The sequence below is a fragment of the Zhouia spongiae genome (genome assembly GCF_022760175.1).
Classification (GTDB): domain Bacteria; phylum Bacteroidota; class Bacteroidia; order Flavobacteriales; family Flavobacteriaceae; genus Zhouia; species Zhouia spongiae.
On record NZ_CP094326.1, the window covers coordinates 2,601,946 to 2,618,139 of the forward strand.

Annotated in this window: 19 protein-coding genes; 11 read left to right on the plus strand and 8 right to left on the minus strand. The window is 37.9% G+C overall.

Translation table 11 applies throughout. The features are described from left to right. Positions 1-122: 122 nt before the first annotated feature. A complete protein-coding gene (locus MQE36_RS11395; protein ID WP_242936099.1) occupies positions 123-677 on the minus strand; it encodes a hypothetical protein in 555 nt (184 codons plus the stop codon). Between the two features lie 33 nt (positions 678-710). Between MQE36_RS11395 and MQE36_RS11400 the strand changes: the two genes are divergently transcribed. After that, complete coding sequence (locus tag MQE36_RS11400; protein ID WP_242936100.1) at positions 711-1,178, plus strand: heme-binding domain-containing protein; 468 nt, start codon at positions 711-713, stop codon at positions 1,176-1,178. Here MQE36_RS11400 and MQE36_RS11405 read toward each other — a convergent pair. Then, positions 1,153-1,851 (minus strand): SIR2 family NAD-dependent protein deacylase, encoded by a 699-nt coding sequence (locus MQE36_RS11405; protein WP_242936101.1) that lies wholly within the window; start codon positions 1,849-1,851, stop codon positions 1,153-1,155. The genes MQE36_RS11400 and MQE36_RS11405 overlap by 26 nt on opposite strands. Before the next feature lie 58 nt (positions 1,852-1,909). On the opposite strand from MQE36_RS11405, the gene MQE36_RS11410 reads away from it, so the two are divergent. The 3 genes from MQE36_RS11410 to MQE36_RS11420 are packed head-to-tail and all read left to right on the plus strand — an operon-like array spanning position 1,910 to position 3,550. Beyond that, positions 1,910-2,566 carry a TrmH family RNA methyltransferase gene (locus tag MQE36_RS11410; protein WP_242936102.1) on the plus strand — a complete coding sequence of 219 codons (657 nt, stop codon included), beginning with the start codon at positions 1,910-1,912 and terminating at the stop codon, positions 2,564-2,566. Between the two features lie 60 nt (positions 2,567-2,626). Continuing rightward, positions 2,627-3,157: an SRPBCC family protein gene (locus MQE36_RS11415; protein WP_242936103.1), complete on the plus strand. Its 531-nt coding sequence runs from the start codon at positions 2,627-2,629 to the stop codon at positions 3,155-3,157. A gap of 12 nt (positions 3,158-3,169) precedes the next feature. Continuing rightward, positions 3,170-3,550: a VOC family protein gene (locus MQE36_RS11420; protein ID WP_242936104.1), complete on the plus strand. Its 381-nt coding sequence runs from the start codon at positions 3,170-3,172 to the stop codon at positions 3,548-3,550. A 138-nt stretch (positions 3,551-3,688) separates the two neighbouring features. Here the strand turns inward: MQE36_RS11420 and MQE36_RS11425 are convergent, their stop codons facing one another. The 4 genes from MQE36_RS11425 to rlmH form a co-directional block, all read right to left on the minus strand. After that, positions 3,689-4,459 (minus strand): carboxypeptidase-like regulatory domain-containing protein, encoded by a 771-nt coding sequence (locus MQE36_RS11425; RefSeq protein ID WP_242936105.1) that lies wholly within the window; start codon positions 4,457-4,459, stop codon positions 3,689-3,691. Between the two features lie 180 nt (positions 4,460-4,639). Further along, the gene (locus MQE36_RS11430; protein WP_242936106.1) at positions 4,640-6,313 is read right to left on the minus strand and encodes a DEAD/DEAH box helicase; all 1,674 of its coding nucleotides are present in this window, start codon (positions 6,311-6,313) and stop codon (positions 4,640-4,642) included. Positions 6,314-6,407: 94 nt separating this feature from the next. Next, the gene (locus MQE36_RS11435; protein WP_242936107.1) at positions 6,408-6,977 is read right to left on the minus strand and encodes a non-canonical purine NTP diphosphatase; all 570 of its coding nucleotides are present in this window, start codon (positions 6,975-6,977) and stop codon (positions 6,408-6,410) included. 12 nt (positions 6,978-6,989) lie between these two features. After that, on the minus strand, positions 6,990-7,463 hold the full coding sequence (rlmH, locus tag MQE36_RS11440; RefSeq protein WP_242936108.1) for a 23S rRNA (pseudouridine(1915)-N(3))-methyltransferase RlmH: 474 nt from the start codon (positions 7,461-7,463) through the stop codon (positions 6,990-6,992). Between the two features lie 100 nt (positions 7,464-7,563). Here rlmH and nadC point away from each other — a divergent pair, with 100 nt between their 5' ends. The 4 genes from nadC to priA all read left to right on the plus strand — a co-directional run bounded on the left by nadC (position 7,564) and on the right by priA (position 12,454). Continuing rightward, complete coding sequence (gene nadC, locus MQE36_RS11445) at positions 7,564-8,421, plus strand: carboxylating nicotinate-nucleotide diphosphorylase (protein ID WP_242936109.1); 858 nt, start codon at positions 7,564-7,566, stop codon at positions 8,419-8,421. 1 nt (position 8,422) lies between these two features. Then, positions 8,423-9,358, plus strand: a complete 936-nt coding sequence (locus MQE36_RS11450; RefSeq protein WP_242936110.1) for a YihY/virulence factor BrkB family protein — start codon at positions 8,423-8,425, stop codon at positions 9,356-9,358. A gap of 18 nt (positions 9,359-9,376) precedes the next feature. Then, positions 9,377-9,925: a chalcone isomerase family protein gene (locus MQE36_RS11455; RefSeq protein ID WP_242936111.1), complete on the plus strand. Its 549-nt coding sequence runs from the start codon at positions 9,377-9,379 to the stop codon at positions 9,923-9,925. 75 nt (positions 9,926-10,000) lie between these two features. Beyond that, positions 10,001-12,454 (plus strand): replication restart helicase PriA, encoded by a 2,454-nt coding sequence (priA, locus tag MQE36_RS11460; RefSeq protein ID WP_242936112.1) that lies wholly within the window; start codon positions 10,001-10,003, stop codon positions 12,452-12,454. Here priA and MQE36_RS11465 read toward each other — a convergent pair. Continuing rightward, on the minus strand, positions 12,451-13,140 hold the full coding sequence (locus tag MQE36_RS11465; RefSeq protein ID WP_242936113.1) for a LytR/AlgR family response regulator transcription factor: 690 nt from the start codon (positions 13,138-13,140) through the stop codon (positions 12,451-12,453). The genes priA and MQE36_RS11465 overlap by 4 nt on opposite strands. Before the next feature lie 192 nt (positions 13,141-13,332). On the opposite strand from MQE36_RS11465, the gene rpsF reads away from it, so the two are divergent. The 3 genes from rpsF to rplI are packed head-to-tail and all read left to right on the plus strand — an operon-like array spanning position 13,333 to position 14,447. Further along, a complete protein-coding gene (gene rpsF, locus MQE36_RS11470; protein WP_242936114.1) occupies positions 13,333-13,671 on the plus strand; it encodes a 30S ribosomal protein S6 in 339 nt (112 codons plus the stop codon). A 2-nt stretch (positions 13,672-13,673) separates the two neighbouring features. Next, positions 13,674-13,973: a 30S ribosomal protein S18 gene (gene rpsR / locus MQE36_RS11475; RefSeq protein ID WP_242938845.1), complete on the plus strand. Its 300-nt coding sequence runs from the start codon at positions 13,674-13,676 to the stop codon at positions 13,971-13,973. A 15-nt stretch (positions 13,974-13,988) separates the two neighbouring features. Continuing rightward, positions 13,989-14,447 (plus strand): 50S ribosomal protein L9, encoded by a 459-nt coding sequence (gene rplI, locus MQE36_RS11480; protein WP_242936115.1) that lies wholly within the window; start codon positions 13,989-13,991, stop codon positions 14,445-14,447. A 63-nt stretch (positions 14,448-14,510) separates the two neighbouring features. Here the strand turns inward: rplI and MQE36_RS11485 are convergent, their stop codons facing one another. Further along, a complete protein-coding gene (locus MQE36_RS11485) occupies positions 14,511-16,076 on the minus strand; it encodes a M28 family peptidase (protein ID WP_242936116.1) in 1,566 nt (521 codons plus the stop codon). Between the last annotated feature and the right edge of the window lie 118 nt (positions 16,077-16,194).

The following is a 16,194-nucleotide window of genomic DNA, read 5'->3' on the forward strand; positions in this document are numbered from 1 at the left end:
TGGTTTATAATAAAAGGCAAAGGTAAAGTTTATAGTTAAAATATGCTAGCCGGATGTGTTGTAGATTCCCTAATTATTTAAAGATCAACTGTAATGTTGTATGTTTTAAAACAAAGTTCATTTTATAACTTATCCAGTATATGGCGGGCCCTTGCTTTGTATGCTGCTGAATGGACTGAAAAATTTTGTTCTAAAACCTTTTTTAGTTCCGGGTGTATCCAATCGATTTTTTTTCCCAATAAGAACAATGAATGCATGGCGTAGGCTTTTGTTGCGACTTTTTCATCGTTGATAAGCCAATCGAAATTAATTTCTGATAATTGTTCAAGATGTGTTGCCCTCAGAGATCTTTTTGTTTTTGAAGGCTTCTTTTTAAAATATGCCTCACAGAGCAATTCGCATATTTTAGCACAAGGCCTTATAGCTGAGTCGTGTTTTAAAGATCTTATATTTTCTATGAAATAATCGAGAGAAGGCAGTAGCCAATCCAGTTTTTCTTTGCATACAAACTCTAATATCCAACACGACTTATATGAAATTTCAGGGTCAGGATCAAAACAATAGTGAAGGAGATCGTTAAATAACCCAGGGTTGTTGAGTACATATGTTGCAACTTCTTGTCTATTTTCCCGATAAGCTTTTACATATTGTAGTTTTTTAAATAAACCGGTCTTCATTTTTACTACATTTAAAGAAGTAAAAATAAAAAGATGAAAATTATAAAGAAAATCTTGATAGGACTTTTACTTGTGTTGGTGATAATGCAGTTTTTTCCACCTGATAAAAACCAATCAGGAGAAATTCCTGTAACGGACCTCATAGTTGCAACAACCCCATCACAGGAAATAGCTGAAATACTGAAGACATCGTGTTATGATTGCCACTCCGGCAACACCAAATATCCTTGGTATGCTAATGTAGCTCCTGTTTCCTATTGGATCTCGGATCATGTGAAGCATGGGAAAGGACACCTGGATTTTTCAATATGGGAAACTTATAACAATAAAAAGAAGGCCCATAAGATGGAAGAGATCGCAGAAGAGGTTAAAGAACACAAAATGCCTTTGGAGTCTTATTTATGGATACACAAAGAAGCAAAGCTTTCTCAAGTACAGATAGATAAGGTCGTAAACTGGGCAAAGTCTGAACAAGCTACTTATGAAGCAACAATGAAATAGCTTTGGGCACTCCGGTAGAAGCTTTGTCGGTGATAATTTCCAGGTTTGGAATTTCAGATTCCGAGATATTTGGTTTTGGATCAATGAAATAAACAGGCGCTGTTACTTTTTTATAATGAATCAAACTTGCGGCAGGATATACTTGCATCGAAGTACCAATAACCATTATGATACCGGCTTCAGTAACTTTTTCTATGGCCGGTTCCATCATGGGAACTGCTTCTCCAAACCAGACTATGTGTGGACGTAGCTGAGAATTATGTTCGCAGAGATCACCCAAACAAATATCTTTTTTCCAGTCATAGACCAGGTCTTCATCAAAAGAACTGCGGGCTTTTAATAATTCGCCGTGTAGGTGGATCACATTAGTAGACCCGGCTCTTTCATGCAGGTCATCTACATTTTGGGTTATGACAGAGATGTCGAAATCATTTTCCAGTTTAGCTAAAGCTATATGTGCAGGGTTTGGTTTAACTTCAAAAAGCTGACTTCTTCTTTTGTTATAAAAATCCAAAACCAGTTCAGGATTGTTTTTCCAGCCCAAAGGAGAAGCAACTTCCATGATATCGTGTCCTTCCCATAGTCCGTTGGCATCTCTGAATGTATTGATTCCGCTTTCTGCACTTATCCCGGCTCCGGTTAAAACCACCAGTTTCTCTTTTGTGTTATTCATGATTCCTGATTACTCGTAAATTATAAAGATGTTTTAAATTGCCATAAAAAACAAATAAATGGCCGACTTAAAATTATTGGAGTACCTGGAGGGATTTTTGACTGAAGAACGCAAAACCAAATTTATGGACGTTTTATCGAGAAGAACCCGTCATTTTACCATTGCGACTGAAGATGTATATCAGATGCATAATGCCAGTGCCGTGATTAGAAGTTGTGATGTATTCGGCATTCAGGACGCCCACCTGATTGAAGAAAAGTTCGGGAAGCGTTTAGATAGTAAAATAGCTATGGGAGCGCAAAAATGGGTAGATATACATCGTTATTCGAGTACCGCTGAATGCATGAAAACCCTTAAGGCCAACGGGTATAAAATTATAGCAACCACACCCCATGATGATTCCTGCTATCTTGATGAATTTGATATAACACAGCAGTCAGCTTTCTTTTTCGGGACAGAACTGAATGGACTTTCGGAGGAGATTATTAAGAATGCAGATGGTTTTTTAAAAATACCAATGGCCGGATTTACCGAAAGTTTAAATATATCAGTTTCTGCAGCTATTATTTTAGAGCATGTTACAACCAAGCTCAGGAAATCGGATATAGAATGGAAATTAACTCATGAAGAGGTGCTTGAGAAGAGAGTAGATTGGTCTAAAAAATCAATCAGGAGCATTGATGACATATTGCAGCGCTTTTATGAAATCAGCTGATTAAATATATTCACAATAAATTTTTTAGTAAATTTAAAGGTGTAACCAATCATTACTGTTATGACGATTATTATATATATCATTATAGCTATTATAGGTGTTGTTCTGTTGTTGACGATCATTGCTCCGAAAAATTATCATGTAAGCAGGCATATCACGATCGATAAACCCTTACCGGAAGTATTTGATTATTTAAAGTATGTTAAAAATCAAAGCCGGTGGTCTCCGTGGGAAGCCAAAGATCCGGAAATGCAAAAGGATTTTGTAGGGACAGACGGAATGGTGGGTTTTGTTTCCAAATGGAAAGGAAATAAAGAGGTTGGTGAAGGTGAACAGGAAATAACAAATATTGTGAAAAATAAAGTTGTAGAAACCCAACTGCGTTTTTTAAAACCTTGGAAATCTGTTTCTGATGCTTATATCAAGGTTTCGGAGGTAACAGAGAATATAACGAAGGTAACATGGGGGTTTCAGGGTGAGAATAAGTTTCCGATGAGCATTTTTATGTTGTTTATGAATATGGACAAAACCGTAGGGAAGGATTTTGAAGAAGGCCTTGGTAAGTTGAAAAGAGTATTGGAAAAGCAATAAATTCATTTCGTAATGGAACATAATATGGTGGGCTGGTTTGAAATCCCTGTTACAGATATGGACAGGGCCAGGAAGTTTTATGAATCGGTATTCGATATAAAAATACATTTAGAAGACTTTAATGAATTGAAAATGGGATGGTTCCCCTGGGCGGAAGGAAAACCGGGGGCTGCAGGATCTTTAGTGTTGCACAAAGACTGGTATCAACCCAGTGATTCGCTGGGGCCTTTATTGTATTTTTCTTCTGAGGATGTCCAGTACCATATTGATAAAATTGAACGGGCCGGAGGTAAAGTACTTCAGCCGAAAACCCTTATCAAAGAGGATATAGGTTATATGGGAGTATTTATAGATACAGAAGGCAACCGTATCGCATTACATTCCAGGGAATAATACTTTATTGGCACCGCCAAAGGGTATAATACCCCGAGGCTTGCCCTTGTGAAATAGTCCTGACGGAATTTCATAGGGCTTGCCTAGAAATTAAAATTTGTTTCCGACCAATGCCTCGTGTGCTTGCACCGAGGTAGTTTACTTGTTTTTCCTGTTAAGAACTTTATATTCTTCATAGCATGCACTGACTGCATCCAGTATTTGCAGGTCGTTGGCACTTTTAATAAAATCGTCGGAATAATTGCAGTAACGTAAAATATCATCAATTTCATTAGTGTTTACTTGTAGCAAAGCAGCCAGAGTCTCCCTGTCAAACTTTGAAGCGAGTAAATTTCTGATTTCATCGTTTTCCTGCATTTGGCGGAGTTTCCGCATTTGTTTTGGTTTTTTTCCAAACAGCTTATGGAGGAAATCCGCAGGGTTAAATAAAGCCCCTAAAACGCTGGTTACGCCGGTAGTACTGCTTTTTCCTCCTTCATAACCAATATTGAGTCCCGAGATACTATATCTTGGAGCATTGCTTATCGGAATGTTCTTGGAGTCTATTTCCAGGTATCCTGTAAGTTGGAAGGGTCTGACAACCACATCTTCCAGTGCATAGGCCATTTCGGTGAGGCTGACCTTGGTGTTTTGAAATTTCAGCATGTCATTGGTGACCCTAACTGAAAATGATTTGTAACCGATAAAAGAAAAATACAAGGTGTCATTTACTTTGGCAGCAATTTCGAAATCCCCTTCTTCGTTGGTAATGGTACCGAGTACTTGGTTCAGATTTAGTACATGAACATTATCCATTGGCAAGTCAGTTTGAGCATTTACCACAATACCTTTTACCGAATCGTCTCTTTCCTGGGCAAAAGACATCAAGCTGATAAAAGCGGTAAATAAAAAGAACAAGCTTTTTTTCATGTATTTAATTTTATGTGCTCCTTTGTTTGTCAGAGCTTAGGTTTTTGAATTGCTGATATTTATGGTATTCAAAATTTACAAGGACCTTATGTGTGAAAATTGAATAGGCCCTAAAAGTAGTAAACAAAACGAAAAAATGCGCCTTAAAGCGCATTTTTAATTTAACATTAACGACTAGATTTATTTTCTGCGTTTACGTTTAAATGAATTTTTAGAATCACCACCTTTTTTTCTTCTTGGCTTATCTTTACGTCTTCTGTCTTTGGTGTTTTTTGATACTTCAACATTAATATAACGCCCATCCAGTTTAAACTGTGAGAACATATCTAAAATAGCTTCACTATGAGCTGCATCGGTATTAAAGAAAGAGAAACTGTCTTTTACATCTACCTTGTAGATGTCGTCTCTGCCTAATTCCATTACATCTCTCAAGAAATCTTTTAAAGTGCGCCAGTCGTACCCGTCTTTTTCACCGATATTTATAAAATAACGCACATCACCATTGCTGGAAATTTCTTCCCTTCTGTTCATGTCTACATTAAGGTCTTTAGCGCGTTTGTAATAGTCGAAGAATCGGGTAAATTCAACAGAAACAAGTTTTTTAATGAGTTCTTCGCGATCTAATCCTTCCAGAACATCATATATAGCAGGCAGATAGTGGTTTACTTCCGGATTGATCTCAGTATTCTTGATCTTGCTGGCCAGGTGATACAATTGAATTTCGCATACTTCTTCAGCGTTGGGAACCTTCTTTTCATCAAATTTCTTTTTGATGATTCTTTCAATCGCCTTGATTTTTCTTATTTCACTTTTAGCGACAATGACCATAGAAGTTCCTGACTTACCGGCCCTTCCTGTCCTACCGCTACGATGCGTATATGTTTCTACTTCATCCGGGAGCTGGTAGTTGATAACATGGGTTACATCATCAACGTCGATTCCTCTTGCAGCAACATCAGTTGCAACAAGCATCTGAATCTGGCGTGTTCTGAAAGTTTTCATTACGATATCGCGCTGATTTTGGCTTAAATCACCATGCAGCGCAGCAGCGTTATAACCGTCTTCTATAAGTTTTTCAGCAACACTTTGCGTATCTCGTTTAGTCCTACAGAAAACAACCGAGAAGATATCCGGATTGGCATCTGCCAGGCGTTTCAGAGCAAGATACCTGTCTCTTCCGTTAACCACATAATACTCATGTTGAACATTTTGAGCTGCTGAATTTTTATTTCCAACAGTAATCTCTAAAGGGTCGGACATGAACTTCTTGGCTATCTGAGAAACCTCTTTTGGCATGGTTGCAGAAAACAACCAGGTGGATTTGTCTTTAGGAGTGTGCGAAAGAATGGATTTGATGTCTTCGTAGAAGCCCATGTTTAACATTTCATCTGCTTCATCAAGTACGCAGTATTCTATTTTAGAAATGTCAACCAACGAACGATTGATCATGTCTTGCATTCTACCTGGAGTAGCTACTATGATCTGCGCTCCTCTTTTTACTTTTTTTGCCTGATCTGTAATGCTGGCACCACCATATATGGCAACTACGTTTAAATCTTTTATGTATTTAGAATAGTTCTTTAACTCGCTTGCAATCTGTAAGCAAAGTTCCCTTGTCGGTGATAGTATTAACCCCTGTGTAGTTCTATCTTCGGTGTTTATCTTCTGAATAAGTGGAAACCCAAAGGCGGCTGTTTTACCGGTACCGGTTTGCGCCAGAGCAACCATGTCGGTATCTTGTGAGAGTAGGATAGGAATTGCTTTTTCTTGTACTTCTGATGGCGTTTCAAACCCCATGTCATTGATTGCATTTAACAACAATTCGTCTAGTCCTAGTAATTCAAATTGATTCATAAATATCTTCTAAAATTGGCCGCAAAGGTAATGATTAATGTATAATGAATTGATTAATAATCAATTATTTGTAAAATCTTTTACTGTCAAGTCTTTATTTCAGATAATCAATGAGTTGATACATGGCCTTGGCACGGTGACTGATTTCGTTTTTGACGGAAAGAGGAAGTTCTGCAAAAGTTTTATTGTATCCGTCGGGAATAAACACCGGATCGTAACCGAATCCTTTGTCTCCATACTGCCGGTCTGTTATAATGCCGTTTGCAATACCGGTAAAGATCACTTTTTCACTCGCTAAATTTACGGCTATGGCTGTTTTAAAACGGGCTTCCCTGTTATTTTTATCTTTCAGTGCGGCTAATAATTTATTCATATTGGCCTGGGCATCTTTTTCTTCTCCGGCATAACGTGCAGACAGTACGCCGGGCTCACCGTTAAGGGCTCTTACTTCTAATCCGGTGTCGTCTGCAAAGCAATTTACCCGATACTTTTCAGAAACATAATTCGCTTTTTGAATGGCATTGCCTTCAATAGTATCGGAAGTTTCAGGAATATCTTCTGTACAGCCTATGTCGTCAAGGCTCAATAATTCAATATGCTTAGGGAGCAAGGCTTTAACCTCTAATAGTTTATTTTTATTGTGTGTGGCAAATACTAGTTTCATAATATGAATTATTTAGCGGTGGTGGTATGGTTCGTTTCTTAAGATGGTGAAGGCCCTATATAATTGCTCGACAAAAAACAGACGGACCATTTGGTGCGAGAATGTCATTTTTGATAGAGATACTTTCCCTTGGGCCTTTTGATATACTTCGGTTGAAAAACCATACGGACCACCTATGGCAAATATTAATTGTTTGATGCCCGAATTCAATTTTTTTTGTATAAAACCGGAAAAATCTTCTGATGAAAAGTTTTTTCCGTTTTCATCCAGAAGGATCAGCCGGTCTGCTGGTTGTATTTTTTTCAGGATAAGTTGCCCTTCTCTTTCTTTTTGCTGGTCTTCAGAAAGGTTCTTCGCATTTTTTATATCAGGGATGATCTCCAGGGAGAACTTTATATAAAACCCAAGCCTTTTATCGTATTCACTGATAAGTTGCTGTAAATGAATGTTGTCGGTTTTGCCTACTGCGATTAGTTTGATATTCATATGAGCAAAAATACTGTTTTTAGATGTGTATTTAAGTGATTTTTAATTCTCAATGCTCCTAAGCAATTGGTTTTTTAATAAATTAGCCAAAAGTTTTTTTATGATTTCCGAAGAGCAATTTCAACACGAGCTTCAACTGATAATTAAAAATGCCATCAGGGAAGATGTAGGGGATGGGGACCATAGTTCGTTGGCTTGTATTCCTGTAACGGCTATAGGAAGGGCAAAGCTGTTGGTTAAGGATTCCGGATTGATTGCCGGAGTAGATTTTGCAAAGAGGGTATTTGCAGCGGTAGACAAAAGACTTGAGGTTGAAACTTTAATACCCGATGGTACTGTTGTTGGCCATGGAGACATTGTTTTTTATGTTGAAGGTGCTTCGCAGAGTATTTTAAAGGCAGAGCGCATCGTTTTGAATGCCATGCAAAGAATGAGCGCCATTGCTACAAAAACAAACAAATATGTGAAACTGTTAGAAGGCAGCGGAACTCATATTTTGGATACCCGAAAAACGACTCCCGGAATACGCGCCCTCGAAAAATGGGCCGTTAAGATAGGTGGAGGGATGAATCATCGCTTTGCGTTGTATGACATGGTTATGCTGAAAGACAACCACATAGATTTTGCAGGAGGAATCACCAGTGCAATCGAAAAAACACAGGAATACCTGAAGAGGAACAACAAAGACCTGAAAATTATTGTCGAGGCCAGAAATCTGGATGAAGTAAGGGAAATTATGAGATCTGAAGGCGTATACAGAATCCTGTTGGATAACTTTACTTATGCCGATACCCGAAAAGCGGTTGAGTTAATTGGAGACCGGTGTCAGACGGAATCTTCGGGAGGTATTAACGAAAGTACATTAAGAAAATATGCAGAATGTGGAGTTGATTATATATCTTCAGGAGCATTAACACATTCAGTGCATAATATGGACTTGAGTCTAAAAGCAGTGTAGCATGTCTACCGAAATAGAAGAGAAACTTGCTAAAATACCTGTCGTCAACCAGGTTGTAGGTTTTTTAAAAAAAATAAAACTTCCCGGTTTTGAAGGGCTGTCGATATACGATTTGCTGGAAATGTATATTACGGGGATTGTAAAGGGTGCACTCACCTATCGGGCAAGTGCAATATCTTTCAGTTTTTTTATGGCCATCTTCCCTTTTTTACTTTTTGTTCTTAACCTGATTCCGTTTGTCTCTGATCTGACAGGAGTGGAAAACTTTCAGGAAGACTTTTTAACATTTATAAATAGTTTGTTGCCTCCGCAAACTGCTGATTTGTTTGATCGGATTATTACAGATATTGTTAATAACAGGAGGGGAGGGCTCCTTTCATCAGTTTTCTTCTTGTCCATTTTTTTAATGGCGAACGGGATTAATGCGATATTCGGTGGATTTGAAACATCTTATCATGTAAGAATAACCAGAAATGTTATCAAACAATATTTTATGTCGGTGGCTGTAGCGCTCATATTGGCTTTTATGTTGTTGTTCGGGGTTGCGGCTTTTGTCTATTTTGAAGTGTATATAGGCGAAGCACTCAGAACCGATGATGCGATGTTAAGTGCTCAAAAAACAATTTCATTGGGCAGGTATTTGTTCTTTGTGTTGATTGTGTACATATCTTCAGCTTTGTTGTATTATTTTGGAACAGCAGAAGGCAAGCTTTCAAAATTTTTCTCTCCCGGGGCCCTGCTTACCACTGTTCTTATTATGTTGAGTACCTATCTGTTTGGGATATATATAGAAAACTTTTCTAAATACAATGAGTTATATGGTTTTATAGGGGCACTATTAATTTTAATGCTTTATATTTGGTTAAACTCTAACGTTTTGTTGTTGGGGTTTGAACTGAATGCTACCCTGCGTAGCCTGAAAAGAAGGTTAAATTAATCAAAAAGGAATATTCAGATGAGAAAAATATTGGTTTTATGTGTTGCTGTGCTGGGCGTGATAGGAATAAATGCGCAGACAAAGGTCGGTGATGCCACCTTGCCAAATAATATAACTATAAAAGGAAGTGAGTTAAAGTTAAATGGCGCAGGAGTTCGTGAGAAGTTGTGGATAGATTTATATGCAGGAGGCTTGTATCTTACCGGAAAATCCGATAATGCTTCACAGATCATAGCCTCCGAAGCGGCAATGTGTATCAAACTTCATATAGTGTCGGGATTGGTTACACAAGAAAAAATGATCGATGCAGTAACTGAAGGGTTTGAAAATACAACTACAGGTTTTGCGTCTAAAAATCAGATAGATAAATTTATTAGCTTCTTTAACGAAGAGATTGTTAAAGGGAATATTTTTGATATATACGCCAGGGGTGGACAGGTAACAGCTTACAAGAACGGAGAGTTATTGGGAACTGTTGAGGGGCAGGGTTTTAAAGAAGCTTTGTTTGGTATTTGGTTAAGTGAAAAACCGGCCGATAAAAAATTAAAAAAAGCCATGCTGAATTAAACTGTTACAGCATCGGATATGATAGGAAACCACCCGTAAAGGTGGTTTTTTTAATCGAAATTTTATATTTGTGGTATGTGTTTTTTTATCGATGTAATTCTTCCGATTCCAATTGAGAAACTGTTTACGTATAAGGTATCAGAAAAAGAAGCCGCATACCTTAAGCAGGGTATGCGGGTAGCGGTACCGTTTGGAAAAAAGAAAATATATACTGCATTGGTGTTTAAAGTACATAACAAAGTACCTGAATTGTATGAAGCCAAGGAGATAGACCAGATAATTGATAGTTTTCCCATAGTTTCGGAGACACAGTTAAAACATTGGTTTTGGCTGGCAGATTACTATATGTGTACCATTGGAGATGTCTTCAGGGCAGCCGTGCCTTCTGCTTTTTTATTGGAAAGCGAAACCATAATTACCAGAAATAATGATTTTTCACTATCTGAATCTGAGTTGAAAGATGATGAATGGCTGGTGTACGAAGCTTTACAGCATCAAGCTGTATTGAGTGTAGGTGAAGTTGGTGCCATTATTGGGAGAAAAAATATATTTCCCGTTTTAAAAAGCTTGTTAGATAAGCAGGTGCTCTATCTTAAAGAAGAAGTTTATGAGCAATACAAACCTAAGTTGATGAAGTATGTTAGGTTGGCTGCCAAATATTCTGAAGATGGGAAATTAGAAAACCTTTTAAATGAACTGAACAGGGCTCCGAAGCAAAAAGAGGTGATAATGAACTTGTTTGTTCTGGAAGCCGATTTGAAGAAACCGGTCAAGGTAAAAGACCTGGAACGAAAGGCCAGGGCGTCGTCAGGTGTTATTAAATCGTTGGAAAATAAAGGTGTTTTAGAGGTTTATCACCTCCAGGTAGATAGAATTCAGTTTGAAGGGAAAGAAACAGAAAGCTCTAAAACATTAAATGAATTTCAAGAAAAAGCACTTGATGATATCAAAGAAGGGTTTAGGAGTCATGATGTTGTTCTTTTGCATGGAGTTACTTCATCAGGCAAGACAGAGGTATATGTAAAACTTATTGAAGAGACTATAGCTAAAGGAAAGCAGGTTTTGTACCTGCTTCCGGAAATAGCCTTAACAACGCAATTGATCCGCAGGTTACAGAATTATTTCGGAGAAAAAGTGAGTGTGTATCATTCTAAATATTCCGTTAATGAAAGGGTGGAGGTGTGGAACCATATTTTGACCAATAATTCAAAATCCCAAATTGTTTTAGGAGCCCGTTCATCTGTTTTGCTCCCTTTTTCGGAACTGGGCCTGATCATAGTAGACGAAGAACATGAAACTTCTTTTAAGCAGTTTGATCCGGCTCCAAGGTATCATGCACGTGATGCGGCTGTGGTGCTGGCTATGATGCATGGTGCGAAAACTTTGTTAGGGTCAGCAACTCCGGGTATTGAGAGTTATTATAACGCCAGAACAGGAAAATATGCACTGGTAGAGTTAAACAGAAGGTATGGTAATGTGCTGATGCCGGATATTGAGTTAGTGGATATCAAAGAAAAGCACCGAAAGAAAAGGATGAACGGACACTTTTCAGATCGCTTGATGAAGGAGATAGAAGAAACATTGAGTGAAGGCGAACAAGTGATCCTTTTTCAAAACAGAAGGGGGTTTTCACCTATAGTGGAATGTGAAACATGTGGCCATTCTCCTCAGTGTCCGAATTGTGATGTGAGCCTAACATATCATCAGTACAGACAACAGCTGAGGTGCCACTACTGCGGATATCATATGGCCGAGCAAAAGAGTTGTCTGGCATGTGGCAGTACCGATTTAAATACTAAAGGATTTGGAACTGAACAAATAGAAGTCGAATTAAAGTCGTTGTATCCGGAAGCAAAAATAGGCCGTATGGATTCCGATACAACCAGGGGAAAATACGGGTATGAAAAAATTATCAATGCATTTGAAGGGCAGGAAATAGACATCCTGGTCGGTACCCAGATGCTGACTAAAGGGTTGGACTTTAGGAATGTTACATTGGTAGGCATAATGAATGCCGATAACTTGCTTAATCACCCTGACTTCAGGGCACATGAAAGGAGTTTTCAGTTAATTCAGCAGGTTGCCGGAAGAGCAGGCAGAACCAAAAAACGGGGAAAGGTAATTGTTCAGACCTATAATCCTTACCATCAGGTGTTGCAGCAGGCTTCGATGCACAAGTATACAGATATGTTCAGCGATCAGATAAACGAGCGGCAACAATATAAATACCCGCCGTTTTATAGGCTTATAAAACTAACGTTTAAGAATAAGGATTATCAGAAATTGCAAGAAGCAGCTTCATGGTTCGGCAACTCCCTGAAGAACAGTTTTGGTTCAAATGTGTTAGGCCCCGAACAACCACCTATAGGAAGAATACGGAACGAATATATCCTGAACGTTTTGGTAAAGATACCGCCGAAACGTTCCATAAAGGAAATAAAGGTAACAATTCAAAGAATCAAGAAAAGTTTCGAAGCCATAGCTCAATACAAGGGTGTAAAGGTTGTATTGAACGTAGATAACTATTAGTTGTTTAAAGCTTCAGACAGCTCTTGTTTTTTGTTTCTGCTCAAAGGTATTTGTTTGCCATTTACTTCTACGACTTTGCTGTTAAACTTCTCTACCTTCTCCAGGTTAACAATGTATGACTTGTGAATTCGTAAAAAACGGTCATTTGGCAGTTGCTTCTCGAAGGCCTTCATTGTAGACAGAATCACAATGTTGGCATCATCGGTTACTAGTTTGATGTAATCACCCAAAGCTTCAACCCAATGGATCTCGTTTAGAAAGACCTTACGTTTTTTAAGGTTACTCTTAACAAAGATGTGTTCGTCATCTTCATTATTTACCGTTTTGGCTTTAAATTTTTCGTGTGCTCTTTTAACCGATGCATTAAACCTGTCCAGAGTAATAGGTTTATGTAAGTAATCGGTTACGTCGTAATCGAAAGCTTTTAATGCATACTCTGTCTTTCCGGTAACTAAAATTACCTGGGGAGGAGAGCTCAATGATTCTAACAGATCAAAACCATTAACAATAGGCATTTCAATATCTAAAAAGATTAAATCGACCTTCTCATTCTTCAAACCTGTTTTTGCTTCAATGGCATTGCCATATTCAGCAACTAAATGAAGTAGAGGGTGGTTTTTTATCAATTTAGAAACGGCAGCCCTTTGAATGGTAGAATCGTCTACAATTATACAGTTCATTCTCATAACTGAGATTTGGTTAAGTTGTTGGTTTTCAGTAAGCAATTTTAGTGAAAAAATACTACTCTTACAAGATATAATGCGTAAAATAGGGACTTTTACCCTTTTTGGGTGTTTTTGAGTGCTAAATATTTTGCCAGTGCATAATAAAGTGTTATTTTTGCACCCTTGAAATTTAATGTTAAATAAATTAAACTTATGAATCATTACGAAACTGTTTTCATTTTAAATCCCGTTTTATCTGAGACTCAGATAAAGGAGACAGTTAAGAAGTTCGAAGATTTCTTAATTTCTAAGGGAGCAAAAATGGTATCTAAAGAAGATTGGGGGCTTAAAAAACTGGCTTATCCAATTCAGCACAAAAAAAGTGGTTTTTACCATTTATTTGAGTTTACTGCACCGGGTGAAGCGATCGAACCTTTTGAATTAGAATTCAGAAGAGATGAGCGTATCATGCGTTTCTTAACTGTTAAGTTAGATAAGCATGCTGTTGCTTGGGCAGAGAAAAGAAGAAATAAACTTAATGCAAAAGCTTAGAGATTATGTCAAGTATTGAACAACAAGCTAAAGGAAAGAAAGATGGAGAAATCAGGTATTTAACTCCATTAAATATAGAAACTTCTAAGACAAAAAAATATTGTCGTTTTAAAAAGTCCGGTATAAAGTATATAGACTATAAAGATCCTGACTTTTTATTAAAGTTTGTAAACGAGCAAGGTAAGTTATTACCAAGAAGAATTACCGGAACGTCATTAAAGTACCAACGAAAAGTGGCTACTGCAGTTAAAAGAGCACGTCATTTAGCTTTAATGCCATACGTAACCGATTTATTAAAATAAAAAGGAGAGAGCATTATGGAACTTATATTAAAGAAAGACGTAGAGAACTTAGGTTTTAAGGACGATATCGTTACTGTAAAAAACGGTTACGGACGTAATTATTTAATACCTCAAGGATTTGCAGTTATTGCTACTCCTTCAGCAAAAAAGGTATTGGCAGAGGATCTTAAGCAAAGAGCATTCAAAGAGAAGAAGATTGTTGAGGATGCCCAGAAAATTGCAGAGGGAGTTAAGGCTCTTGAAATTAAGATTTCGGCTAAGGCAGGTACAGGTAACAAACTTTTTGGTTCTGTTACTAACGCCGACCTTGCGGAAGCTATCAATAAAGAAGGTTTTGATATTGAGAAGAAATTTGTCAGCATAACAGGAGGGAATGTAAAAGTTGCCGGGCCTTACAATGCGACAATCAGATTCCACAGAGAAGTGATTATTGATTTCCCTTTTGAGGTAGTTGCCGAAATAGCAAAAGCATAAACTGATTTTAGTTTTTTATACGATATCGAAAAGCCTGTGGAACTCCACAGGCTTTTCTTTTTCTTAGTTGGCTTTGTCTGCAATGATTCTTTTTTCCCTGTTGGCCAACTCCCATGCGGTATGAAAAACCAATTTAGCCCTGTTCGCTAACAGGTCGTAATTGATCTTGTCAGGGGTGTCGCCCGGACGATGATAATCATCATGAGTTCCGTTAAAATAAAAAATTACCGGAACATTGTTCTTTGCGAAATTATAATGGTCACTGCGATAGTAAAAACGGTTAGGGTCGTTTTCGTCGTTATATTTGTAATCTAGTTCAATATTACAGTATTTGTCGTTTGTAGCTTCTGATATTTTATGAAGCTCTGTGCTTAATTTGTCTGCACCGATTAAATAAATGTAATTTCTGTTTCCTTGCCTTTTAGGATCAATACGGCCGATCATATCAATGTTTAAATCAGCAACAGTATTTTCAAGCGGGAAAATAGGATGTGCCGTATAATAGGCAGAGCCAAATAACCCTTTTTCTTCACCCGTCACGTGTAAGAAAACAATCGATCTTTTAGGAGCGAACCCGTTCATCGAAGCTTTTTTAAATGCTTCGGCTATTTCCAACATAGCCACGGTACCGCTGCCATCATCATCGGCACCATTGTTAATTTCTCCATTGCCGGAAATTCCTATATGGTCTAAATGCGATGAAATTACGATATATTCGTTTGGCTTTTCACTCCCCCTTATTATACTGACAACATTCTCCGTATCTACATTTTTGTTGCTGGCTTTATAATTTAAAGATATTTTAGGGACTAAAGATCTGTTGGCTTCATTGCCGCTGTCTATGTTTGCAACAAGAATTTCCGCCATGTTCTTATCAATGATAATACTGACCGGCTCTTGTTTTTCAGATTTAAATCCCATTCCTCCGGCATTATTGGAATTTATATAATGATCGTACCGGCGTTTTACCCTTGAAAAATATGAGTCGTCGTAATACAGAATACCGATGGCCCCTTTGCTTTTGGCAATTTCAAACCTGCGGAGAAGGCTTTCCCTCCAATTCGACCAATCACTGGTTTTATCTGTTCCGCTGATGCTATATGTTCCGTCTTTATTGTGTGGTTCACCAGATTTTATCAGCACGAATTTACCCGAAATGTCGAGGTCTTTATAGTCAGAATAATTGTCGGTCTCAATGCCGTATCCGGCATAGACGATTTCGTGATCACCCGGGATGGGATCAGAAAAAGTAATAAGGTGTTTGCCTATAGGGTATTTAACATTATTGATGGTGATATCTCCCTTTGGAGCACCGGTAATCTGAAGTGGTACTTTTTGAAAGTAGTCGCCATCCGACTGAGCAGCGGGTATTCCCATGGTTACATATTGCTCTTTAAGGTACTGAACCGCTTTTTTTTGCCCTGGTTCTCCTGTTTCTCTTCCCTCAAACTCATCAGAAGCATAAATGTATAAATGTGTCTTAAGTTCTTCTTCAGTTATGGAAGATGCAAATTTTACAGGGGGGTCATCCGAACCGTCCTGTTGTACCGAGGCATTTTCATTTATCCCTTTCTGTGCCGTATTGCAAGAAACAGACAGGGCAATAGCCAGATATAAAACTCTTTTCATGTATGTACTTTTCTCAAATATATAGAAATAGGACATACGATTGTAGAGCTTTGATCAATATTTTGACTGGTCGTTTTTTACCCGTGTTTTCATTTTAATATAAAAGCGATCTTTCATT

Excerpts from the sequence above, each read along its gene's own strand:
- MQE36_RS11465 (WP_242936113.1), bottom strand. The coding sequence starts at position 13,140 with ATGAGAATGAACTGTATAATTGTAGACGATTCTACCATTCAAAGGGCT.
- MQE36_RS11455 (WP_242936111.1), top strand. The coding sequence starts at position 9,377 with ATGAGAAAAATATTGGTTTTATGTGTTGCTGTGCTGGGCGTGATAGGA.
- priA (WP_242936112.1), top strand. The coding sequence starts at position 10,001 with ATGTGTTTTTTTATCGATGTAATTCTTCCGATTCCAATTGAGAAACTG.
- MQE36_RS11420 (WP_242936104.1), top strand. The coding sequence starts at position 3,170 with ATGGAACATAATATGGTGGGCTGGTTTGAAATCCCTGTTACAGATATG.
- MQE36_RS11430 (WP_242936106.1), bottom strand. The coding sequence starts at position 6,313 with ATGAATCAATTTGAATTACTAGGACTAGACGAATTGTTGTTAAATGCA.
- MQE36_RS11400 (WP_242936100.1), top strand. The coding sequence starts at position 711 with ATGAAAATTATAAAGAAAATCTTGATAGGACTTTTACTTGTGTTGGTG.
- rlmH (WP_242936108.1), bottom strand. The coding sequence starts at position 7,463 with ATGAATATCAAACTAATCGCAGTAGGCAAAACCGACAACATTCATTTA.
- rplI (WP_242936115.1), top strand. The coding sequence starts at position 13,989 with ATGGAACTTATATTAAAGAAAGACGTAGAGAACTTAGGTTTTAAGGAC.
- MQE36_RS11450 (WP_242936110.1), top strand. The coding sequence starts at position 8,423 with ATGTCTACCGAAATAGAAGAGAAACTTGCTAAAATACCTGTCGTCAAC.
- rpsF (WP_242936114.1), top strand. The coding sequence starts at position 13,333 with ATGAATCATTACGAAACTGTTTTCATTTTAAATCCCGTTTTATCTGAG.
- MQE36_RS11485 (WP_242936116.1), bottom strand. The coding sequence starts at position 16,076 with ATGAAAAGAGTTTTATATCTGGCTATTGCCCTGTCTGTTTCTTGCAAT.
- MQE36_RS11395 (WP_242936099.1), bottom strand. The coding sequence starts at position 677 with ATGAAGACCGGTTTATTTAAAAAACTACAATATGTAAAAGCTTATCGG.
- MQE36_RS11435 (WP_242936107.1), bottom strand. The coding sequence starts at position 6,977 with ATGAAACTAGTATTTGCCACACACAATAAAAATAAACTATTAGAGGTT.
- MQE36_RS11425 (WP_242936105.1), bottom strand. The coding sequence starts at position 4,459 with ATGAAAAAAAGCTTGTTCTTTTTATTTACCGCTTTTATCAGCTTGATG.
- MQE36_RS11415 (WP_242936103.1), top strand. The coding sequence starts at position 2,627 with ATGACGATTATTATATATATCATTATAGCTATTATAGGTGTTGTTCTG.
- MQE36_RS11410 (WP_242936102.1), top strand. The coding sequence starts at position 1,910 with ATGGCCGACTTAAAATTATTGGAGTACCTGGAGGGATTTTTGACTGAA.
- nadC (WP_242936109.1), top strand. The coding sequence starts at position 7,564 with ATGATTTCCGAAGAGCAATTTCAACACGAGCTTCAACTGATAATTAAA.
- MQE36_RS11405 (WP_242936101.1), bottom strand. The coding sequence starts at position 1,851 with ATGAATAACACAAAAGAGAAACTGGTGGTTTTAACCGGAGCCGGGATA.